The 22056-nt window shown below is 72.6% G+C and carries 17 protein-coding genes and 1 pseudogene; 16 read left to right on the top strand and 2 right to left on the bottom strand.

The window, feature by feature from the left end; translation table 11 throughout:
- The first annotated feature begins 31 nt into the window (after positions 1-31).
- Genes ESZ52_RS11245 through aroB form a run of 9 tightly spaced genes read left to right on the top strand, consistent with a single transcriptional unit; the run spans position 32 to position 9830 of the window.
- Positions 32-742, top strand: a complete 711-nt coding sequence (locus ESZ52_RS11245; RefSeq protein ID WP_131105012.1) for a DUF305 domain-containing protein — start codon at positions 32-34, stop codon at positions 740-742.
- Positions 743-778: 36 nt separating this feature from the next.
- Complete coding sequence (alaS, locus tag ESZ52_RS11240) at positions 779-3502, top strand: alanine--tRNA ligase (RefSeq protein ID WP_131105011.1); 2724 nt, start codon at positions 779-781, stop codon at positions 3500-3502.
- Complete coding sequence (ruvX, locus tag ESZ52_RS11235; RefSeq protein WP_238154604.1) at positions 3499-4038, top strand: Holliday junction resolvase RuvX; 540 nt, start codon at positions 3499-3501, stop codon at positions 4036-4038. The genes alaS and ruvX overlap by 4 nt, the downstream gene beginning before the upstream one ends.
- Positions 4035-5297 (top strand): endolytic transglycosylase MltG, encoded by a 1263-nt coding sequence (gene mltG / locus ESZ52_RS11230; protein WP_131105010.1) that lies wholly within the window; start codon positions 4035-4037, stop codon positions 5295-5297. The genes ruvX and mltG overlap by 4 nt, the downstream gene beginning before the upstream one ends.
- Positions 5258-6178, top strand: a complete 921-nt coding sequence (locus tag ESZ52_RS11225) for a shikimate dehydrogenase (RefSeq protein ID WP_337590166.1) — start codon at positions 5258-5260, stop codon at positions 6176-6178. The genes mltG and ESZ52_RS11225 overlap by 40 nt, the downstream gene beginning before the upstream one ends.
- On the top strand, positions 6175-6900 hold the full coding sequence (locus ESZ52_RS11220) for a prepilin peptidase (RefSeq protein ID WP_131105009.1): 726 nt from the start codon (positions 6175-6177) through the stop codon (positions 6898-6900). The genes ESZ52_RS11225 and ESZ52_RS11220 overlap by 4 nt, the downstream gene beginning before the upstream one ends.
- 25 nt (positions 6901-6925) lie before the next feature.
- A complete protein-coding gene (aroC, locus tag ESZ52_RS11215) occupies positions 6926-8188 on the top strand; it encodes a chorismate synthase (RefSeq protein WP_131105008.1) in 1263 nt (420 codons plus the stop codon).
- On the top strand, positions 8185-8745 hold the full coding sequence (locus ESZ52_RS11210; RefSeq protein WP_131105007.1) for a shikimate kinase: 561 nt from the start codon (positions 8185-8187) through the stop codon (positions 8743-8745). Before aroC ends, ESZ52_RS11210 begins: the two co-directional genes overlap by 4 nt.
- Positions 8742-9830 (top strand): 3-dehydroquinate synthase, encoded by a 1089-nt coding sequence (gene aroB, locus ESZ52_RS11205; protein ID WP_131105006.1) that lies wholly within the window; start codon positions 8742-8744, stop codon positions 9828-9830. The genes ESZ52_RS11210 and aroB overlap by 4 nt, the downstream gene beginning before the upstream one ends.
- A gap of 100 nt (positions 9831-9930) precedes the next feature.
- Here the strand turns inward: aroB and ESZ52_RS11200 are convergent, their stop codons facing one another.
- Positions 9931-11586 carry an FMN-binding glutamate synthase family protein gene (locus ESZ52_RS11200; RefSeq protein WP_131105005.1) on the bottom strand — a complete coding sequence of 552 codons (1656 nt, stop codon included), beginning with the start codon at positions 11584-11586 and terminating at the stop codon, positions 9931-9933.
- A 143-nt stretch (positions 11587-11729) separates the two neighbouring features.
- Between ESZ52_RS11200 and efp the strand changes: the two genes are divergently transcribed.
- A complete protein-coding gene (gene efp / locus ESZ52_RS11195) occupies positions 11730-12290 on the top strand; it encodes an elongation factor P (protein WP_131105004.1) in 561 nt (186 codons plus the stop codon).
- Between the two features lies 1 nt (position 12291).
- On the top strand, positions 12292-12705 hold the full coding sequence (gene nusB, locus ESZ52_RS11190; protein WP_131105003.1) for a transcription antitermination factor NusB: 414 nt from the start codon (positions 12292-12294) through the stop codon (positions 12703-12705).
- A 42-nt stretch (positions 12706-12747) separates the two neighbouring features.
- On the opposite strand, the gene ESZ52_RS11185 is transcribed toward nusB, so the two are convergent.
- Positions 12748-14424: a SulP family inorganic anion transporter gene (locus ESZ52_RS11185; RefSeq protein ID WP_181010023.1), complete on the bottom strand. Its 1677-nt coding sequence runs from the start codon at positions 14422-14424 to the stop codon at positions 12748-12750.
- A 122-nt stretch (positions 14425-14546) separates the two neighbouring features.
- On the opposite strand from ESZ52_RS11185, the gene pyrR reads away from it, so the two are divergent.
- The 5 genes and pseudogenes from pyrR (at position 14547) to carB (ending at position 22043) form a co-directional block, all read left to right on the top strand.
- Positions 14547-15098, top strand: coding sequence for a bifunctional pyr operon transcriptional regulator/uracil phosphoribosyltransferase PyrR (gene pyrR / locus ESZ52_RS11180; RefSeq protein WP_131105001.1), 552 nt, complete (start codon positions 14547-14549; stop codon positions 15096-15098).
- Positions 15095-16027, top strand: a complete 933-nt coding sequence (locus ESZ52_RS11175; protein WP_131106583.1) for an aspartate carbamoyltransferase catalytic subunit — start codon at positions 15095-15097, stop codon at positions 16025-16027. The genes pyrR and ESZ52_RS11175 overlap by 4 nt, the downstream gene beginning before the upstream one ends.
- A complete protein-coding gene (locus tag ESZ52_RS11170) occupies positions 16024-17361 on the top strand; it encodes a dihydroorotase (RefSeq protein WP_238154603.1) in 1338 nt (445 codons plus the stop codon). Before ESZ52_RS11175 ends, ESZ52_RS11170 begins: the two co-directional genes overlap by 4 nt.
- A gap of 104 nt (positions 17362-17465) precedes the next feature.
- Positions 17466-18625: pseudogene (gene carA / locus ESZ52_RS11165) on the top strand (glutamine-hydrolyzing carbamoyl-phosphate synthase small subunit).
- Positions 18612-22043 (top strand): carbamoyl-phosphate synthase large subunit, encoded by a 3432-nt coding sequence (gene carB / locus ESZ52_RS11160; RefSeq protein ID WP_131105000.1) that lies wholly within the window; start codon positions 18612-18614, stop codon positions 22041-22043. Before carA ends, carB begins: the two are co-directional and overlap by 14 nt.
- The last annotated feature ends 13 nt before the right edge of the window (positions 22044-22056 follow it).

The following is a 22056-nucleotide window of genomic DNA, read 5'->3' as shown; positions in this document are numbered from 1 at the left end:
CGACCCTCGACGACGAGAGAGAGGCCAGGACGTGCCGCGTCCCGCATATCTGGTGCCGGTCGGCGCCGTGCTGATCTGCCTGGGGCTGAGCGCCTGCTCCGGGGCCGAGGACCCTCCTGCGGTGACCCACCGGGTCATCCAGGGTGGCGCCCCCGGTGAGCCGGGCGAGGTGCTCACCCAGGTGCCCACGATCCCCGACCCGGAGATCACGGCGGAGGACGTGGCCTTCGTGCGGCACATGATCGTGCACCACGGCCAGGCCCTGCAGATGACGGAGCTGGTCGACGAGCGCTCAGGTCGCGAGGACGTGCCCCTGTTCGCCGAGCGCATCCGCCTCAGCCAGGAGGACGAGATCCGGCTCATGGAGGAATGGCTGCAGACGCACCGGCTGGCGGTCCTGCGGATCGACGAGGCCGGCGGTGGCCACGGCGCCCACGTGGTGGGGGAGATGCCGGGCATGATCTCGGAGGAGCAGCTGGCCGAGCTGGCGGCCGCTGACGGTGAGGACTTCGACCGGCTCTTCCTGCGGCTGATGTACGCCCACCACGACGGGGCGGTCACCATGGTCGAGGACCTGCAGCAGGGCGACCAGGGCACCGACCCCGTGCTGTGGAACCTGGTCGTGGACATCGACTCCGACCAGCGGATCGAGATGGACCGGATCCTGCAGATGCAGGAGCAGATGGGCACTGGGGACCGTGGGGCGACGGAGGGTTCGGGGGGCGGCTCGGGGAGCGACTAGCATGGACCGGTCCGTGGCCCCCGCCGAAAGTTGAGCATGGAAACCGCCGAGATCCGCCGCCGCTGGCTGTCGTTCTTCGAGGGCAAGGGTCACGCGGTGGTGCCCAGCGCCCCGCTGGTCTACGACGACCCCAACCTGCTCTTCGTCAACGCCGGGATGGTGCCGTTCAAGCCCTACCTGCTCGGCGAGCAGACCCCGCCGTGGCCCCGGGCGACCAGCGTGCAGAAGTGCGTCCGGACGCTGGACATCGAGGAGGTCGGCAAGACCACCCGGCACGGCACGTTCTTCCAGATGAACGGCAACTTCTCCTTCGGTGACTACTTCAAGGAGGGCGCCATCCGGCACGCCTGGGAGCTGATCACCAGCTCCCAGAACGAAGGCGGCTTCGGCTTCGACCCGGAGTCCGTCTGGGTCACCGTGCTCGGACCGGGCGTGCACCCGAGCCTGCCCGAGGGGGACGAGGAGGCGGCCACCCTGTGGCGCGAGGTGGCGGGCCTGCCCGAGGAGCGGATCCAGCGCCGCGGCCTGGCGGACAACTACTGGCACATGGGGGTTCCCGGCCCGGCCGGCCCGTGCAGCGAGATCTACATCGACCGCGGTCCCGAGCACGGCCAGGACGGCGGCCCCGTCGTCGACGAGGACCGCTTCCTGGAGATCTGGAACCTCGTCTTCATGCAGGAGATGCTCGGCGAGGTCCGCACCAAGACCGACTTCGACGTCGAGGGTGCCCTCCCGAGCAAGAACATCGACACCGGCATGGGCCTGGAGCGGGTGGCCTACCTGCTGCAGGGGGTGGACAACCTCTACGAGATCGACGAGGTCTACCCCGTCATCGAGCGGGCCGAGGACCTCTCGGGCCGGGCCTACGGCGCCAACCATGACGACGACGTGCGCTTCCGCGTCGTCGCCGACCACGTCCGCTCCGGCCTGATGCTCATGGGTGACGGCGTCGTCCCCGGCAACGAGGGACGCGGCTACGTCCTGCGCCGGCTGCTGCGCCGCGCGGTCCGCTCCATGCGCCTGCTCGGCGTCGACCCCTCGGTCGCCGCGCTGCCAGAGCTGCTGCCGGTCAGCAAGGAGGTGATGAAGAGCTCCTACCCCGAGCTGGAGCGGGACTGGCCCCGGATCAGCGAGGTGGCCTACACCGAGGAGGACGCCTTCCGACGGACCCTCGCCAGCGGCACCACCATCCTGGACACCGCCGTGGCCAAGGCCAAGCAGGCCGGCGCGAGCACCCTCGGCGGCGCGGAGGCCTTCGCGCTGCACGACACCTACGGCTTCCCGATCGACCTCACCCTGGAGATGGCTGCCGAGCAGGGGCTGTCCGTGGACGAGGACGCCTTCCGCACGCTGATGACCGAGCAGCGCCAGCGCGCCAAGGCCGACGCCAAGGCCAAGAAGCACGGCCACGGCGGGGGCACCGCATACCGCGAGCTGTCCGACCGGCTGGGGACCAGCACGGAGTTCACCGGGTATGAGGCGATGGCCGGCGAGGCGCCCGTGGTCGCCCTCCTCTCCGGCGGGGCGCAGGTGGACCGCGTCCGCGTCGAGGGCGCCGACGCCGAGCGCGGCACCGAGCTGGAGCTGGTGCTGGCCAGCACCCCGTTCTACGCGGAGGCCGGCGGGCAGCTGGCCGACCACGGCACCATCCGGCTGGCCGGCGGCGGCGTCTTCGAGGTCGCCGACGTCCAGCGACCGCTGCCCGGCCTGGTCGTGCACCGTGGCCGGCTGCTGGAGGGGGAGGCCGCGGTCGGTGACACCGCGCACTCCCAGATCGACGTGCACCGCCGCGCGGCCGTGTCCCGCGCCCACACGGCCACCCACATCGTCCACAAGGTGATCCGCGAGGCCCTGGGCGACACCGCGACCCAGGCCGGCTCCGAGAACGCCCCCGGCCGGCTGCGCTTCGACTTCCGCGCCACCCGAGGGCTGTCGCCCGACGAGCTGGCCGGCGTCGAGGCCCGGATCAACGACCGGCTGATGGCCGACCTGCAGGTCAGCGCCGCCGAGATGCCGCTGGCGGAGGCGCGGGAGATGGGGGCGATGGCGCTCTTCGGCGAGCGCTACCCCGACCTGGTCCGGGTGGTCTCCGTCGGTGGCCCGTGGAGCCTGGAGCTGTGCGGAGGCACCCACGTGGTCAACTCCGCCCAGCTGTCCCTGGTGAAGATCCTCGGCGAGGCCTCGATCGGCTCCGGGGTACGGCGGGTCGAGGCGCTCGTCGGCGCCGACGCCTACGGTCACCTGGCGCGGGAGAACGTCATCGTCGGGCAGCTGACCGACGCCCTCAAGGTGCGGCCCGAGGAGCTGCCGGACCGGATCGCCTCGCTCGTGGCCCGGCTCAAGGAGGCGGAGAAGGAGATCGCGCAGGCCAAGGCGGCCCAGGTGCTGTCCTCGGCCTCGAGCCTGGTCGAGCAGGCGCGGGACGTGCGCGGCATCACCTGGCTGGGGCACGACCTCGGCGACGGCGCGGGCGGTGACGACCTGCGCCGGCTCGCCGCCGACCTGCGTGGCCGGCTCGGCACCGACCGGCCCGTCGTCGTCGCGCTCACCGGTGCCCAGAACGGCCGCCCCGCGGTCGTCGTCGCCACCAACGAGACGGCCCGGCAGCAGGGCCTCAAGGCCGGCGCGCTGGTCAAGGTCGCGGCCCAGGTGCTCGGCGGCGGAGGCGGCGGCAAGGACGACCTGGCCCAGGGCGGCGGGCAGGACCCGGCCAAGGCCCCGGAGGCCCTGGCCCGGATCGAGGCGGGCCTGACCGGGTGAGCGCCGACGTGCCGTCCTCGCCGTCAGGAGCGCAGGACGGCGTGCTGCTGGGGGTCGATGTCGGAGCGGCCCGGGTGGGCCTGGCCGTCAGCGACGGCGCCGGGATCCTCGCGCACCCCGTGGCGACGCTGGCCCGCGACGAGGCCGGCGGCACGGACCTGGACCAGATCGCGCTCGAGGTGCAGGAGCGGGGAGCTGTGGCCGTCGTGGTCGGGCTGCCGCGCACCCTCTCGGGGGAGGAAGGCCTGGCCGCCCGCGCAGCCCGCCGCTACGCTGAGGCACTGCAACGGCGGCTCGAGGTGCCGGTGCGGCTGTGGGACGAGCGGCTCACCACGGTGGACGCGCACAGGGTGCTGCGGGACAGTGGCGTGCCTGGCCGGTCCCAGCGTGGCGTCGTCGACCAGGCGGCCGCAGTGCTTATCCTCCAGTCAGCGCTCGAAGCACGGCGCGCCGGTCGTCCCGTCGGTGCCCCCACCAAGCAGAGAAAGCCGCGTTCGCGTTCGTCCGTGGCCCGTGACGCAAAGGACCAGCCATGAGCCAGCCACCCCGTGATGACTGGGACGACGTGGACGAGCACGACCGTAGCGGCGGCCGCCGCCACGACGACGGTCTGCTCGGCCTGGGGGCCGGTGAGGAGGACGTGCACGACGCGACGCTGGCCGACGAGATGCTCGCGCCGGACGAGGAAGCGGCCTACGCCCCGCGTCGACGCCGGAAGCGCAACCCCGTCCTGCGGGGCGTGGCACTGCTCGTCGCGCTGGGTCTGGTGGTCGTCGCGGGCGTCTACTCCTTCAACGCGGTCTCCGGGCTGCTGCCGCAGATCTCCCTCGGCGGTGAGACCACCGCCGAGGACTACGAGGGATCGGGCACCGGCGAGGTGATGGTGGAGATCCCGCAGGGAGCCTCGGGCGGTGAGATCGGCGAGATCCTGGTGCAGAGCGACGTCGTCGCCTCGGCCTCGGCGTTCACCGCGGCCCTGGCCGCCGACGCCCGTAGCAGCTCGATCCAGCCGGGCACCTACCGGATGGCCGAGCAGATGAGCTCCCAGGCCGCGCTGTCCCGCCTCCTCGACGGCGGCTTTCGCGAGGTCAACGGCGTCACGATCCGCGAAGGGCTCTGGGTGGCCGAGACGTTCGAGATCCTCGCCGAGCAGACCGGGCACGAGGTCGCCGAGTACGAGGCGATCGACCCCGCCGACCTGGACCTGCCCGGGGCGGCCGACGGGGAGCTGGAGGGCTTCCTGTTCCCCAGCACCTACGAGTTCCCGGCCGATGCCGGGCCGCAGGAGCAGCTGCAGACCATGATCGACCAGGGCAAGGCGGTCCACGCCCAGCTCGGGCTGGAGGGCGAGGAGCTGCGCGAGGTCATCACCAAGGCCAGCATCGTCCAGGGCGAGGGCATGTTCGCCGAGGACCTGCCCAAGATCGCCCGGGTGATGGAGAACCGCCTCGAGGGCAACTCCGAGACCAACGGCTACCTGCAGATGGACTCCACGGTCCACTTCATCTACCAGGAGCGGGGCCTGGCGGGCACCACCGAGGAACAGCGCGCCAACGACAGCCCCTACAACACCTACTACCACCCGGGTCTGCCGCCGGGCCCGATCAACAGCCCCGGCGAGGCCTCCATCCAGGCCGCGATGAACCCCGAGCCCGGCGACTGGGTCTACTTCGTCACGGTCGACCCCTCCTCGGGCGAGACGAAGTTCGCCACCACCTACGAGGAGCACCTCGCCAACGTCGAGGAGTTCCAGCAGTGGTGCCGGGAGAACCAGGACGACTCGGGCCAGTGCTGAGCGGGCACCTCGGGCCGCGTCGGGCCGCAGTGGTCGGCTCCCCGGTGGAGCACTCCCTCTCCCCGGTGCTGCACCGCGCCGCCTACACGGCCCTCGGCCTGGCCGGCTGGACCTATGACCGGGTCCAGGTGGCTGCGGGTGGGCTGGCCGCCCACGTGCGGTCGCTGGGGCCGGAGTGGGTCGGCCTGTCCGTCACCATGCCGGGCAAGGAGGAGGCGCTCGCGCTGGCCGACGAGGCGAGTCCGGACGCCGTCCTCGCCGGCGCCGCCAACACCCTCGTGCGCAGGGACGACGGCTGGTATGCCGACAACACGGACATCCTGGGGCTGGCCACCGCGCTGCAGCGTGAGCTGGAGCGCGGTGGCGCCGGCCCGCCGCGACGGGCGCTCGTCCTCGGCGGTGGGGCCACCGCCAGGTCGGCGGTGCTGGCGCTGCGGCGGCTCGGCGCCGAGGAGATCACCCTGCTGGTGCGCGACCGGCTGCGGCCGGAGACGGCAGCCATGCTGGAGCGGCTGGAGCAGCACCCGGGACCCATCTCGCCGCAGGTGCGTACGGGGCGGCTGGCGGACGGCATACCCCTGGACGGCGTCACCGCCCACGTGGTGGTGGGCACCCTGCCGGCCGACGCGCCTGCCCCCGACCTGCACCTGCCGACGGTGGACGCCCCCGCGCCGGTGCTCCTCGACGCGACCTACGCGCCCTGGCCGAGCCCTCTGGCCCGGGCCGTGGCCGACCGGACCGCCGGTAGGGTCGCCGTCGTCAGGGGCACCGCCATGCTCCTGCACCAGGCCGTCGGGCAGGTCGAGCTGATGACCGGTCGGACCGCACCGCTCGCGGAGATGGCGGAGGCCCTGGACCAGCACCTCGGGGCCGCCCGGTGAACGACCTGGTCCTTCCGCTCGTGGCCGGCACCGTCGGCACCGTGCTGGGGATCCCGGTCGCCCGGTGGCTGGCGCGGACGACCTACCGCAAACCGGACGAGCTCGACGAGCCCTCGCCGGGCCGGCGCTGGTGGGTGCCGCCCACGCTGGGGGTGTCGGCCGCGCTCGTCCTGCACCGCATCTGGCAGGTGCAGGACACCGCGGTGCCCGGCTGGCCGGTCGCGCTGGTGCTCAGCCTCACCTTCGTGGTCGTCGTCCTCGCCTGCACCTGCCTGGCGGCGATGGACCTGGACGTCCACCGGCTGCCGGACCGGATCATGTGGCCGTCGATGACGACGCTGGGTGTCGGGATGCTGGTCGCCACGGTCGTCGGGGGCGGTCTGGAGCCGCTGGTGCGGGCACTGCTGGGCGCGCTGGGCGGTGGCGGGCTGTACCTCCTCATCGCGCTGCTCTCCCTGGCGAGGGGGTCCCTGGCGGTGGGGCTGGGGGACGTCAAGCTGGCGGTGCTGCTCGGCGGCGGGCTGGGCTGGTTCGGGTGGCCCGAGGTGATCCTCGGCATCTACGGGGGTTTCGTGGTCGGGGGTATCTGGGCGCTGGCGCTGCTCGCGCTGCGCCGCGTCAGCTGGACCGGTGACTTCGCCTACGGCCCGGCGATGATGGTGGGTGCCCTGCTGGGGCTGATGGCGGCACCGCAGCTGACCACCACGATGCTCTCGCTGTAGGGACGGCGTGGCAGGATCGGGGACCATGCTGCGATGGTTGACCGCCGGCGAGTCCCACGGACCCGCCCTCTCCGCGGTGCTCGAAGGACTGCCGGCCGGGGTGCGCGTGGAGCGTGCGCCCGTGGAGGCCGCCCTGGCCCGTCGCCGGCTGGGCTACGGCCGCGGCGCACGGATGTCGTTCGAGGCCGACCGGCTGCACTTCCTGGGCGGACTGCGGCACGGCCTCAGCCTAGGCTCGCCACTGGCCCTGCAGATCGAGAACTCCGAGTGGGCCAAGTGGTCGGCCGTCATGTCGCCCGAGCCGGTCGAGCAGGAGGCGCTGCAGCGGGCCGACGACGTCGGCGCACCCCAGGAGCTGGCCCGCAACCGACCGCTCACGCGTCCCCGGCCCGGGCACGCGGACCTGGTGGGGATGACCAAGTACGGCTTCGACGAGGCCCGCCCCGTGCTGGAACGCGCGTCGGCGCGCGAGACCGCAGCCAGGGTCGCGCTAGGTGCGGTCGCCGCCGCCTTCCTGGAGCAGTCGATCGGCGTGCGCCTGGTCTCACACACCGTGAGCATCGGGCGGGCCGGCGTGCCCGGCCTCGACGACGACGCACCCACCAGTGACCAGCTCCCCGGTCCCGACGACGCGGACCGGCTCGACGCCGACCCCGTCCGCACCCTGGACCCCGAGCTCTCCGCGGCCATGGTCGCCGAGGTGGACGCGGCCCGCAAGGACGGTGACACCCTCGGTGGCGTGGTCGAGGTGCTGGCCTACGGCCTGCCGCCTGGTCTGGGCTCGCACGTGCACTGGGACCGGCGCCTGGACTCCAGGCTGGCCGGAGCGCTCATGGGCATCCAGGCCATCAAGGGCGTCGAGGTCGGTGAGGGCTTCCGGACCGCGGCCCGGCGGGGAAGCCAGGCCCACGACGAGCTGGACCGCGGGCCGGACGGTCTGGTCCGCCGGGCCACCCTCCGCAGCGGTGGCACCGAGGGCGGGATGAGCACGGGGGAGGTGCTGCGGGTGCGGGCCGCGATGAAGCCCATCTCGACCGTGCCGCGAGCCCTGCGGACCGTGGACACCACCACCGGTGAGCCGACGACCGCCATCCACCAGCGCTCCGACGTGTGCGCCGTCCCTGCGGCCGGTGTGGTCGCCGAGGCGATGGTCGCGCTCGTGCTCGCGGACGCGGTGCTGGAGAAGTTCGGCGGCGACTCGGTCGCCGAGGTGGCGCGCAACCACGCGGCATACCTCGCATCGGTCGCCGAGCACCAGCGCACGCCGGTGACGGAGGGGCAGGCATGAGCGGCGAGGGGCTGCAGAAGGCGACCGACGGCGACCCGGGCCCGGTCCTGGTGCTCATCGGGCCTCCCGGAGCGGGCAAGACCACCGTGGGGCAGGTCCTCGCGTCGCGCCTCGGGGTCCCGGTGCACGACACCGACCGGACCATCGAGCGCGCGCAGGGCCGGGCGATCAGCGACATCTTCGTCGACGACGGGGAGGCGTTCTTCCGGGAGCTGGAGCGCACCGAGGTGGTCCGGGCGCTGGAGGAGGAGAGCGGGGTGCTGGCTCTCGGCGGCGGAGCGGTCATGCAGGAGGAGATCGCGCAGGCGCTGCGGGCGAGCGGACGTCCGGTGGTCTTCCTCGACGTGAGCATCGCCGACGCCTCGCGCCGGATCGGGTTCGACGCGTCCAGGCCTCTGCTGCTCGTCAACCCCCGCGCCTCGTGGACCCGGATGATGAACAGCCGGCGGCCGACCTACGAGCAGCTCTCGACCGCCCAGGTCAGCACCGGCGGCAAGGATCCCGAGCAGGTCGCCGACGAGGTCCTGGCCGCCCTCGGCCTGACAGGTTCGGCATGACCGCCCGGACGGTGCAGGTGGGCGAGGACCGGCCCTATCCCGTCCACATCGAGGCGGGGGCGGTGTCCCGGCTCGCCGAGCACGCCCGGCCCGGCCGCCGGGTGCTGGTGGTCCACCAGCCGGGGCGGGAGGACGTGGTCGACCAGGCCACCGAGGTGCTGGGGTCAGCCGGTGCCCAGGTCGTGCGTGCGCTGGTCCCCGACGCTGAGGCCGCCAAACGGGCCGACGTCCTGGTCCGGCTCTGGGCCCGGCTCGGTCAGGAGGGCTTCACCCGGGACGACCTGGTCGTCGGTATCGGCGGGGGAGCGGTGACCGACCTGGCCGGGTTCGTCGCCGCGAGCTGGTTGCGCGGGGTCGAGGTCGTGCACCTGCCTTCCTCGCTGCTCGGCGTCGTCGATGCCGCCGTGGGCGGCAAGACCGGGATCAACACCGCCGAGGGAAAGAACCTCGTGGGCGCCTTCCATCCGCCGGCGGCCGTGCTCTGCGACCCGGTGTGGCTGCGCACGATGCCCCCGGCGGACTACGTCTCCGGGCTGGCCGAGGTGCTCAAGTGTGGCTTCGTCGCCGACCCGGGGATCCTGGACCTCGTCGAGGCCAGGCCGGAGGAGGCCAGGGACCCGGCCGGCGACCCCGAGCTGGCCGTGGAGCTGATGGCCCGGGCCGTGCAGGTCAAGGCGGACGTCGTCGCGGCCGACCTCAGGGAGTCCTCGCTGCGGGAGGTCCTCAACTACGGCCACACCTACGGCCACGCGGTGGAGCTGGTCGAGGACTACACGTGGCGGCACGGGGACGCCGTGGCCGTCGGCATGGTCTTCGTCGCGCAGCTGGCCCACCGGTCGGGCCTGATAAACCAGGCCCTGCTGGACCGGCACGAGCGCGTGCTGTCTGCGGTAGGGCTGCCGACCCGGTACCCAGCTGGGGCGGGTCGCTGGGAGCAGCTGCGGGAGGCGATGGCGCGGGACAAGAAGTCCCGCGGCACCACCCTGCGGTTCGTCGCGCTCGAGGGCCTGGCCCGCCCCACCCGCCTGGTCGACCCGCCGGAGGAACTGCTGCAGGCCGCCCACGCAGCCGTCACCAGCACCTGACCGTTCCCCGACCGGCGACACGGTCTTGCCCGCGACCGGCGACACGGTTTTGCCCCCGACCGGCGACACGGTTTGCCCGCGACCGGCGACACGGCCCGGCTCACTCCGTGTTCGAGTCCTGGATGACGTCCGACCCGCGACGCCCGAGCCGCTCCGGCGTGCTCGCCGTCGGGTGCGTCGAGGCGTCCCCGGTGGCGGTCGCTGACGGTGGCACCGAGCCGCCCTCGGGCGCGCCCGTCATGAGGTCCCGGATCTCCTGCTGCTGCTCGGCAGAGGGCAGACCCCAGGACGGGTCGTCGTAGCCGGCCGCCCGCCACAACGGTGTCGCCTGCCGGGTGCCGAGCAGAATGTCGACCATGTCGCCGGAGATCAAGCCCGGGTGCTCGACGCCGCAGGCTCCCGCAAGCTTGAGCATCTCCCGCCGCCAGGAGACGAGGTAGTTGGTCGCGCGGGCGCTCTTGTCGTCCGGGTCCAGGCCTCGGACCAGCCACGGGTTCTGGGTGGCGACCCCGGTCGGGCACAGGTCGTTGTGGCACCGCTGCGCCTGGATGCAGCCGATCGACATCATCGCCTCGCGGGCGACGTAGACCAGGTCGACCCCCAGCGCGAACGCCACGGCGGCGTTGTCCGGCAGCCCGAGCTTGCCGCCGCCCATCCACACCACCCGGTCGGCGATCCCGGCGCGGGCAAACCGAGAGTAGACCTCCGGGAAGGCGATCCGGAACGGCAGCGAGACCGAGTCGGAGAAGGCCAGCGGGGCGGCCCCGGTGCCGCCCTCCCCTCCGTCGATCGCGATGAAGTCCACGCCCCGGTCCCCGCGGGCCATCAGCTCGGCCAGCTCGTCCCACATGTCGACGAGGCCGACGGCGGACTTGATCCCGACCGGCAGCCCGGTCTCGGCCGCGAGCAGCTCGACGAAGTCCAGCATGCTGTCGACGTCGGAGAACTCGGCGTGCCGGCTGGGGGAGTGGCAGTCCTGACCCACGGGTATGCCGCGGATCTGGGCGATCTCCTCGGTGATCTTGGCCTTGGGCAGGAGCCCTCCGAGCCCGGGTTTGGCCCCCTGGGAAAGCTTGATCTCCAGGGCCCGCACCGGGTTGGCGGCGACCAGGTCCTTCAGCCGCTGCAGGTCGAAGCGCCCGCGCTCGTCCCGGCAGCCGAAGTAGGCGGTGCCGATCTGGAAGATGAGGTCGGCGCCGTGGCGGTGGTGGACCGAGATCCCACCCTCGCCCGTGTTGTGCAGGGCACCGGCCTCGGCGCAGCCGCGGTTGAGGGACTCCACGGCCCGGCCCGAGAGCGCGCCGTAGCTCATCGCCGAGACGTTGATCACCGACCCGGGACGGAACGCCCTGGTGCGTCCACGCGCCTGGCCCAGCACCTTGGCGCACGGCACGGGGGTCTCCTCACCCGCGTGCGGGTGCACGGCGGGCTGGACCGGCGCGAAGGTGCGGTGCCGGATGACGGCATACCCCTCGTCCCGCTCGAGGTCGTTGTCGGTGCCGAAACCGAAGTAGGGGTTCTCCCGCTTCGCGGAGGCGTAGATCCAGCGGCGCTGGTCGCGGCTGAAGGGTCGCTCGGAGTTGTTGTCGGTGACGATGTACTGCCGGATCTCGGGACCGACCTCCTCCAGCAGGTAACGGGCGTGGCCCAGCACGGGAAAGTTGTGCCGGATCGCGTGCTTCTTCTGCGTCAGGTCGCGCACGGCGAGCGCGGCCAGGCCCGCAGCCGGAAGTGCCAGGGCTCTCGTCCACCTCATGGGGCCCACTGTGCCGTATGCCGTGCGCCAGGGGAGGGCTGGAGCGTCCCGGTAGACTGGGTCGGGTTTGGGGACCGGCCGCGCCTGCCGCGGTCCGCCTACCCGCCCGACCGTCTGACACCGCATACCGAAGGAAGCAGCCTGTGGCGACCACGAACGACCTGAAGAACGGCATGGTCCTGTCCATGGACAACGGCCTGTGGCAGGTGCTGGAGTTCCAGCACGTCAAGCCCGGCAAGGGCCCGGCGTTCGTGCGCACCAAGCTCAAGAACGTCACCAGCAACAAGATCATCGACAAGACCTTCAACGCCGGCACCAAGGTAGAGACCGCGACCGTCGACCGCTCGGACTACCAGTACCTCTACCACGACGGCACCGACTACATCTTCATGGACGAGAAGACCTACGAGCAGGTGCCGGTCAGCCCCGAGGCGATGGGCGACTCCGCGAAGTGGCTGCTGGAGAACGGCCGCGCGATGATCGCCCAGCACGAGGGCCAGGTGCTCTACGTCGAGCTGCCGCCGTCGGTCGAGCTGGAGATCACCCACACCGACCCCGGCCTGCAGGGCGACCGCTCCACCGGCGGGACCAAGCCGGCGACCGTGCAGACCGGTGCCGAGATCCAGGTGCCGCTTTTCCTGGAGACCGGTACCCGGGTCAAGGTGGACACCCGTGACGGGTCCTACCTCGGCCGCGTGAACTGACGTGGCAGCACGCCGGCGCGCGCGCAAGCGTGCCCTGGAGCTGCTCTTCGAGGCCGAGCAGCGTGGGATGAACGTGGGGGACCTGCTCGAGCAGCGGATCGCCGCGCCGACCACGCAGCACCCGCTGCCGGAGTATGCGGTGCAGGTCGTGCGGGGCGTGCTGGAGCACTGGCGGGAGATTGAGGAGATCCTCACCACCTGGTCTCAGGGCTGGACGCTGGAGCGGATGGCTGCCGTCGACCGCGCAGCCCTGCGCATCGGGGTCTGGGAGATCGTCTGGAACGACGAGGTGCCCGACATGGTGGCCGTCTCGGAGGCGGTGGAGCTGGTGGCCTCGATGTCGACCGACGACTCCCCGAGCTTCGTCAACGGCCTGCTCGCCCGGGTCTCCGAGGTCAAGGCGACCCTGCTCTAGGGCTACCTGGGCCACCCCGGGGGCTGGACGAGCCCGGTCGGCTCAGCCGCTCGCGCGCGACGCGCGGAAGTCGCGGACGGCGCCGTTGATCGTCGGGTAGTTGTGCAGGGGACCCTCCGGGGCCAAGAGCCGCATCCGCCGCAGCTTGCCGACCACCTGGGAGTTGGCCCGGGCCACGGCGATCCGGCTCAGCCCCAGGTCCGCCAGGGACTCCGACAGCTCGGCCAGGCCGTCCAGCGCCGTCGCATCCAGGCCGCCGACCCCCTCGAAGTCCAGCACCAGCCAGTCCTCCTCCCCGGGGTTGCGCTCCAGGGTGTCCAGGACCCTGCTGCGGAAGCGCTCGGTGTTGAGGAAGAACAGCGGGGCGTCGAAGCGGTAGACGAGCAGGCCGGGCTCGACCCGTGCGTCGGGGTGGGTGTCCATCTCCACCCACCCGTCGAGCGCCGGGTGGTCACCGAGCACGGCGTCGTGCGGACGGGCGGTGCGGCCGAGCGCGACCACGACCGAGAGCGCCACGGCGATCAGGACACCGGCCAGGATGTCCACGACGACGACCCCCAGCGCCGCCACGACCGCCAGCAGCGCCTCGGACCTGCTGACCCGCCAGAGTGCGCGGTACCCGGGCACGTCGATGATCGCGATCGCCGCGGAGACGATCACCGCGGCCAGGGCCGCGCGCGGGACGACCGCCAGCACCGGACCCAGGAACAGCAAGGTGGCGACCACCAGGACCGCCGCCACCAGGGACACCACCTGTGTCCGGCTGCCCAGCGCGGCGGCGACGGCCGTCCGGCTCGCGCTGGAGGAGACCGGGAAGCCCTGCAGCAGACCGGCCGAGAGGTTGGTCACCCCCAGGGCGAAGAGCTCCTGGTTGGGGTCGATCCGGTAGCCGTGCCGGGCCGCGATGGACCGGGCGGTGAGGACGTTGTCGGTGAACCCGACGATCAGGACGCCCCCGGCCACCAGGGCCAGCGCGGACAGGTCGGCCAGGGAGAGGGCGGGCCAGGCCGGCGTGGGCAACCCCTGGGGCACGGAGCCGACCAGCGGCACCGCCGGCGACGTGCCGGGCAGCACCGACACGACCAGGGTGGCCAGGCCCACCGCGATGAGGGCCCCCGGCACCCGCGGGAGCCGACGGCGCAGCGCGAGCACCAGCGCGAGGGAGCCGGCGGCGACGGTCAGGGTGGGCAGGTGCACCTCGGGCAGCGAGACCGCCAGCTCGGCCACGCGGGGGAAGAAGCGGTCAGCCTCGACGGGCACCCCGGTGAAGGCGGTGATCTGGCTGGTCAGCAGGGTCAGCCCCACCCCGGTGATGTAGCCCACGAGCACCGGCTTGGACAGCAGCGAGGCGATGAACCCCAGCCGGGCCAGGGACCCGAGCACGGCCATCGCGCCCACGACGAGTGCCAGCCCGGCCATGAGCACCAGGTAGCGCCCCGGGTCGCCGGCCGCGATCACCCCCACGCCGGTCGCCGCCAAGATGGCCGTCCCCGGCTCGGGGCCCACCCCCAGATGGCGGCTGGTGCCGACCAGGGCGTAGAGCAACAGAGGCCCGATCACCGCGTAGAAACCGACCTCCGGGGGCAGCCCAGCCAGCTCGGCGTACGCCATCGACTGCGGGATGAGCATCGCACCGACGGTCGCGCCCGCGACCACGTCGGAGCGCCACCAGGCGCGGTCGTAGTCGCGCAGGACCGCCAGACCGGGCACGAGATCCACCCTGCGAACGTAGACCACCCCGGCGGGGGTCCGGACGGCGGCCCACCGTCGGTAAAGTACAGTGACCGCACCGACTACCCATCCTTTAACCACCGTCCTGTGAGGCGGGGAAGGAGACGGGCATGGATGATGCCCAGACCGGTCCACCCGAGGGTCGAGAGGTCCTCACCAGCGACGACGTCCGACGGGGGCTCAAGCGGATCGCGCACGAGATCCTCGAGGGCAACAAGGGGCCTGCGGACCTGGTGCTGCTGGGGATCCCGACCCGCGGCGTGCCCCTGGCCAGGCGGCTGGCCGAGGTGATCCAGGAGGTCGAGGGCGCGGACGTGCCCACCGGCTCGCTGGACATCACCATGTACCGCGACGACCTGCGCAGCCAGCCCACCCGGCCGGTGGAGCGCATGGAGCTGCCCTCGCAGGGGATCGACGACAAGGTCGTCATCCTCGTCGACGACGTCCTCTACTCCGGCCGCACCATCCGCGCCGCCCTCGACGCGCTGACCGACCTGGGGCGTCCCCGCGCGGTCCGGCTGGCCGTCCTGGTCGACCGGGGCCACCGGGACCTGCCGATCCGCGCCGACCACGTGGGCAAGAACCTGCCGACCGCGCGCACCGAGCGCGTGCTGGTCCGGCTGGCGGACCTCGACGGCGTCGAGGGGGTGTGGATCCAGTGAAGCACCTGCTCTCGATCGCCGACCTCGACCGCGAGGAGATCCTGGACATCCTCGACACGGCCGTCTCCATGCACGAGGTGCAGGACCGCGACGTCAAGAAGCTGCCGACGCTGCGCGGCCGCACCATCATCAACTTCTTCTTCGAGGACTCCACCCGCACCCGCGCCTCCTTCGAGATCGCCGGCAAGTGGATGAGCGCCGACACCATCAACCTCACCGGCAAGGGCACGTCGGTCTCCAAGGGCGAGTCCCTGCGCGACACGGTGCTGACCATCGACGCCATGGGCGTGGACATGATGGTGATCCGCCACCCCGCCAGCGGCGCACCCCGGCAGATCGCCGACTGGGTCGACTGCTCGATCGTCAACGCCGGCGACGGCACCCACGAGCACCCCAGCCAGGCGCTGCTGGACGCCTACACGCTGCGCCGCAGCCTGGGCGCGCTGGAGGGCCGGCACGTCGCGATCGTCGGGGACCTGGCCCACTCCCGGGTGCTGCGCTCCAACCTGCTGTGCCTGCGCAAGCTCGGCGCCTCGGTCACGCTCGTCGCCCCGCCCACGCTGATGCCGGCCGGGGTCGAGGCCTGGGCCCGCGCCGACGGCTTCACCGTCTCCTACGACCTCGACGAGGTCCTGCCCACCGTGGACGCCGTGATGATGCTGCGCGTGCAGCGCGAGCGGATGAGCGGCGGCTACTTCCCCACGGCCAAGGAGTATGCCGTCACCTACGGCCTCACCGCCCGTCGCCTGGCCCTCCTGCCGGACCACGCCGTCATCGCCCACCCCGGGCCGATGAACCGGGGGCTGGAGATCTCCGCCGACGCCGCCGACGCGGCACGGTCCCTGGTCCTGGACCAGGTCAGCGCCGGGGTGGCCGTCCGCATGTCGATCCTCTACCACCTGCTCGCCGGGGAAGGGAGCGCCCAGTGACCCCGACCGCCCACCAGCCCACCAGCCCGCCCCTGCTCGTCCGCGGCGGTGACGTGCTCGGCCAGGGCGTCCAGGACGTCCTGGTCGTCGACCAGAAGATCGCCGCCGTCGGTCCCGACGCCGCCGACGAGGCACCCAGCGGCACCCAGCGCCTGCATGCGGACGGACTCGTCCTCCTGCCCGGCCTGGTCGACCTGCACACGCACCTGCGCGAGCCCGGCCGGGAGGACGCCGAGACGGTCGAGAGCGGCTCGCAGGCCGCCGCGCTCGGCGGCTTCACCGCCGTCCTGGCGATGGCCAACACCACGCCGGTCACCGACACCGCCGAGGTCGCCGAGACCGTGTGGGACCTCGGTCGCCGAGCCGGCTACGTCGACGTCCATCCCGTCGGGGCCGTGACCAAGGGGCTGGCCGGCGAGGAGCTGGCCGAGCTGGGGCTGATGGCCCGCTCCCGCGCCCGGGTCCGGGTCTTCTCCGACGACGGACGGTGCGTGCACGACCCCCGCCTCATGCGCAGGGCCCTGGAGTACGTCCGCGCCTTCGACGGCGTGATCTCCCAGCACTCCCAGGACCCACGGCTGGCCGACGGCGTGGCCTGCTGCCACGAGGGTGAGCTGTCCGGCCGCCTGGGCCTGCCCGGCTGGCCGGCGGTCGCCGAGGAGACGATCGTCGCCCGCGACGTCATGCTGGCCAGGCACACCGGCTCCCGGGTGCACGTCGCCCACGTCTCCACGGCCGGGTCCGTGGAGGTCCTGCGCTGGGCCAAGGCGCAGGGCATCGACGTCACCGCCGAGGTGACCCCGCACCACCTGATGCTCACCCAGGACCTGCTCACCGGCTACGACCCCACCTTCAAGGTCAACCCGCCCCTGCGGCCCGCCGAGGACGCGCAGGCCCTGCGGGAGGGGCTGGCCGACGGCACGATCGACGCGGTCGCCACCGACCACGCCCCCCACGCCCGCCAGGACAAGGAGCACGCCTTCGTCGACGCGGCCTTCGGCATGCTCGGCCTGGAGACCGCACTCCCGGTCGTCGCCACGACGATGGTGCAGGAGGGGCGGATGTCGTGGGCCGACGTGGCCCGGGTGATGTCCACCGCCCCTGCCCGGATCGCCCGGCTGACCGACCAGGGCCAGGGGGTCCGCCCCGGCGCCCCGGCCAACCTCACCCTCGTCGACCCGGACCGCAGGGTCACCGTGGACCGGGCCAGGTCGAGGTCGCTCTCGCGCAACAACCCCTGGCACGGCCGCGAGCTCACCGGAGCGGTCCACCTGACGATGCTGCGCGGGCGGGTCACGGCCCGCGAGGGTCTGGTCTGGGGGGAGGAGCGGTGACGACAGCGCGAGGACACGAGCTGGGTCCCACGCCCTGCGTGGGCGGAACGAGCGAGCCCCGGAGCGCCGAGGAACGCGACCAGAGAAGAGGAGCAGCGACTGGTATGCAGCCCGCCGTGCTCGTCCTCGAGGACGGGCGCACCTTCCGCGGGGAGGCGTACGGCGCGCGGGGAGCACCGTCGGCGAGGCCGTCTTCGTGACCGGGATGACCGGCTACCAGGAGACCCTCACCGACCCCTCGTACCACCGCCAGGTCGTCGTGATGACCGCACCGCACATCGGCAACACCGGCGTCAACCGCGAGGACATGGAGAGCGGTCGGATCTGGGCGGCCGGGCTGGTCGTGCGCGACCCCGCGCTGCGGCCCTCCAGCTGGCGCTCGCAGGGCAACCTGGAGGACGCGCTGCGCGAGGCCGGCGTGGTGGGGATCAGCGGGGTCGACACCCGCGCCCTGACCCGTCACCTGCGCGACCGGGGGGCGATGCGGGTCGGGATCTTCTCCGGGCCGCACGCGACCACCGCTGACGAGGAGCTCCTGCGCGCCGTCCAGGAGGCACCCCGGATGGCCGGGTCGGCCCTCGCCGCGGAGGTGTCCACGCCCGAGCCCTACGTCGTCTCGCCGCCGGAGGGGACCCCGACCCGGTTCCGCGTGGCCGCCCTGGACCTGGGCATCAAGGGCAAGACCCCGGCTCTGCTGTCCGAGCGGGGCATCGAGGTGCACGTGCTGCCCAGCCGCACCGGTGTCGACGAGCTGCTGGCCCTGGAGCCGGACGGGGTGTTCTTCTCCAACGGCCCCGGGGACCCGGCCACCGCCGACCACGAGGTCGGGCTGCTGCGGGAGGTGCTGGAGCGCCGCATACCCTTCTTCGGCATCTGCTTCGGCAACCAGCTGCTCGGTCGCGCGCTCGGCCTGGGCACCTACAAGCTGCCCTTCGGGCACCGCGGGATCAACCAGCCGGTGCTCGACCGGACGACCGGCAAGGTCGAGGTGACCAGCCACAACCACGGCTTCGCCGTCGCCTGGCCCGAGGGCGTGCCCACCGACCAGCCCGCAGACACCGACTACGGTCCCGTCCGCTGCTCGCACATCGCCCTCAACGACGACGTCGTCGAGGGGATCTCCTGCCAGGACCTGCCCGCGTTCAGCGTGCAGTACCACCCCGAGGCGGCCGCCGGCCCGCACGACGCCGAGCACCTCTTCGACCGGTTCGTCGGGCTCCTCACCAGCAGCACCGACAAGGAGGCCCCGCGTGCCCAAGCGTGAGGACATCACCAGCGTCCTGGTCATCGGCTCCGGCCCGATCGTCATCGGCCAGGCCGCTGAGTTCGACTACTCCGGGACCCAGGCCTGCCGCGTGCTGCGCGAGGAGGGGGTCCGGGTCGTCCTGGTCAACTCCAACCCGGCCACGATCATGACCGACCCCGGCGTCGCGGACGCCACCTACATCGAGCCGATCACGCCCGAGATCGTCGAGGCGATCATCGCCAAGGAGCGCCCGGACGCCGTGCTGGCGACCCTGGGCGGCCAGACCGCCCTCAACACCGCGATCGCCCTGCACGAGAGCGGTGTGCTGGAGAGGTATGGCTGCCCCCTCATCGGGGCCGACGTCGAGGCGATCCAGCTCGGCGAGGACCGGCAGCTGTTCAAGGGCGTCGTCGAGCGGTGCGGCGCAGAGTCGGCCCGCTCGGCGGTCTGCCACACCATGGAGGAGGTGCTCGCGGCGGCCGAGGACCTCGGCTACCCCGTCGTCGTCCGGCCCAGCTTCACCATGGGCGGCCTCGGCTCCGGCTTCGCGCACGACGAGGAGAGCCTGCGCCGGATCGCCGGCGCCGGCCTGCAGGACAGCCCGACCACCGAGGTGCTCCTGGAGGAGTCGATCCTGGGCTGGAAGGAGTACGAGCTGGAGGTCATGCGCGACAGGGCCGACAACGTCGTGGTGGTCTGCTCGATCGAGAACCTCGACCCCATGGGCGTGCACACCGGCGACTCGATCACGGTCGCGCCGGCCCTGACGCTCACCGACCGGGAGTACCAGCGGCTCCGGGACATCGGCATCGCGGTGATCCGCGAGGTCGGCGTCGACACCGGCGGCTGCAACATCCAGTTCGCGGTCAACCCCGAGGACGGCCGCGTCATCGTCATCGAGATGAACCCGCGCGTCTCCCGCTCCTCCGCGCTGGCCTCGAAGGCCACCGGCTTCCCGATCGCCAAGATCGCCGCCAAGATGGCCCTCGGCTACACCATGGACGAGGTGCCCAACGACATCACATCCGGGGGGCTCCGCCCCCCGGATCCCACCCGACACGCCTCCGGCGAGAGGGCCGACCAGGTGTCCTCCGGGCGTTTTTACTCCGCAGCCTTCGAGCCCACGCTGGACTACGTGGTCGTGAAGGTGCCGCGGTTCGCCTTCGAGAAGTTCCCGGCCGCGGACGCCACGCTGACCACCACGATGAAGTCCGTCGGGGAGGCGATGGCGCTGGGCCGCAACTTCACCGAGGCGCTGCAGAAGGCGCTGCGGTCCACCGAGGCCGGGCACACCAGCTTCCACTGGCGCGAGGACGAGGCACCGTCCCGGGAGATGGCGCAGGCGCTGCTCGACCAGGCGCGCACCCCCACCGACGGCCGGCTGGTGCTGGTGCAGCAGGCGATGCGCGGCGGGTGCACCGTCGAGGAGGTGCACGCGGCCACCGGGATCGACCCGTGGTTCCTGGACCAGATCGAGCTGATCAACGACATCGCCGCACGGGTCCGGGACACCGCCCGCGCCGCCCGCGGCGGCCGGCTCACCCCGGAGCTGCTGCGGCTGGCCAAGCGGCACGGCTTCTCCGACGCCCAGCTCGCCCAGCTCACCGGGCTGCGCGAGGACGTCCTGCGCGGGGTGCGCCACGCACTGGGGGTCCGTCCCGTCTACAAGACGGTCGACACCTGCGCGGGGGAGTTCGAGGCGCTGACGCCCTACCACTACTCCTCCTACGACGAGGAGACCGAGGTCGCCCCACGGGAGCGGCCGGCGGTGATCATCCTCGGCTCGGGGCCCAACCGGATCGGGCAGGGCATCGAGTTCGACTACTCCTGCGTGCACGCCTCGCTCACCCTGCGCGAGCACGGCTTCGACACGGTGATGGTCAACTGCAACCCCGAGACCGTCTCCACCGACTACGACACCTCCAGCCGCCTCTACTTCGAGCCCCTGACCCTGGAGGACGTGCTTGAAGTGGTGCACGCCGAGCGGGCGGCTGGTCCCGTGGCCGGCGTCATCGTCCAGCTCGGCGGGCAGACCCCACTGGGTCTCGCGGCCGCGCTCACGGCGGAGGGGGTCCCGGTCGTCGGCACCTCCCCGGAGGCGATCGACCTGGCCGAGGACCGCGGTGCCTTCGGCCGGGTCCTGGCCGAGAGCGGCCTGGTCGCACCCCGGCACGGCACGGCATACACGGTGGAGGAGGCGCTGACGGTGGCCCGGGAGATCGGCTACCCGGTGCTGGTCCGACCCTCCTACGTGCTGGGCGGCCGGGGTATGGAGATCGTCTACGACGACGACTCGCTCGCCGGCTACGTCGGTCGGGCCACGGCAGGGGCCGGCGGTCGTCCGACCGCTCCGGTGCTGGTCGACCGGTTCCTGGACACCGCGGTGGAGATCGACGTGGACGCCCTCTACGACGGCACCGACCTCTACCTCGGCGGGATCATGGAGCACATCGAGGAGGCCGGCATCCACTCCGGCGACTCGGCGTGCGTGCTGCCGCCGTTCACCCTGGGCACCAGCGAGCTGGAGCAGGTGCGCGAGGCCACCCGCAGGCTGGCCCACGCGATCGGCGTCCGGGGCCTGATCAACGTCCAGTTCGCCCTGGCCCAGGACGTGCTCTACGTTCTCGAGGCCAACCCACGGGCCAGCCGCACCGTGCCGTTCGTGGCCAAGGCCACCGGCGTGCCCCTCGCTGCCGCGGCGGCCAGGGTGATGATGGGCACCAGCATCGCCCGCCTCCGGGAGGAGGGCGTGCTGCCGGCGCACACCGACGGCGGGCGGATGCCCGTGGACGCCCCCTTCTCGGTCAAGGAGGCGATCCTGCCCTTCCGGCGGTTCCGGACCCAGACCGGGCAGGCGATCGACTCCGTCCTCGGCCCGGAGATGCGCTCCACCGGGGAGGTGATGGGCATCGACCCGGCCTTCGGTGCCGCGTTCGCCAAGAGCCAGCTGCGCGCGGGCTCCAGCCTGCCGACCGAGGGCACCGTCTTCGTGTCGGTCGCCAACCGCGACAAGCGCTCGATGATCTTCCCGGTCAAGCGCCTGGTCGACCTGGGCTTCCGGGTCATGGCCACCGAGGGCACCGCGGACGTCCTGCGGCGCAACGGCATCGCCGCCCAGGTGGTGCGCAAGCACAGCCAGGGCCGGGGAGCCGGTGCGGACGGACGACCGGCCGAGCCGACCGTGGTCGACCGGATCAGCGCCGGCGAGGTGGACATGGTCATCAACACCCCCTCCGGCCGGGACGCCCGGGTCGACGGCTACGCCATCCGGGCAGCGACGACCTCCCTGGACCGGCCCATCATCACCACCGTCCAGCAGCTCTCGGCGGCCGTCCTGGGCATCGAGGCCATGCGCGAGGGCACGCTGCAGGTGCGCTCCCTGCAGGAGCACGCCGCCAGCCTGGACCTCTTCGGCCGTCCCCCGGCGCACACCTGAGGCGGCCGACGGC

It is taken from the genome of Ornithinimicrobium sufpigmenti (assembly GCF_004322775.1).
GTDB classification, from domain to species: domain Bacteria; phylum Actinomycetota; class Actinomycetes; order Actinomycetales; family Dermatophilaceae; genus Ornithinicoccus; species Ornithinicoccus sufpigmenti.
This window is presented reverse-complemented; position numbering and strand designations above follow the sequence as displayed.

Excerpts from the sequence above, each read along its gene's own strand:
- alaS (WP_131105011.1), top strand. The coding sequence starts at position 779 with ATGGAAACCGCCGAGATCCGCCGCCGCTGGCTGTCGTTCTTCGAGGGC.
- mltG (WP_131105010.1), top strand. The coding sequence starts at position 4,035 with ATGAGCCAGCCACCCCGTGATGACTGGGACGACGTGGACGAGCACGAC.
- aroC (WP_131105008.1), top strand. The coding sequence starts at position 6,926 with ATGCTGCGATGGTTGACCGCCGGCGAGTCCCACGGACCCGCCCTCTCC.
- ESZ52_RS11210 (WP_131105007.1), top strand. The coding sequence starts at position 8,185 with ATGAGCGGCGAGGGGCTGCAGAAGGCGACCGACGGCGACCCGGGCCCG.
- aroB (WP_131105006.1), top strand. The coding sequence starts at position 8,742 with ATGACCGCCCGGACGGTGCAGGTGGGCGAGGACCGGCCCTATCCCGTC.
- ESZ52_RS11200 (WP_131105005.1), bottom strand. The coding sequence starts at position 11,586 with ATGAGGTGGACGAGAGCCCTGGCACTTCCGGCTGCGGGCCTGGCCGCG.
- pyrR (WP_131105001.1), top strand. The coding sequence starts at position 14,547 with ATGGATGATGCCCAGACCGGTCCACCCGAGGGTCGAGAGGTCCTCACC.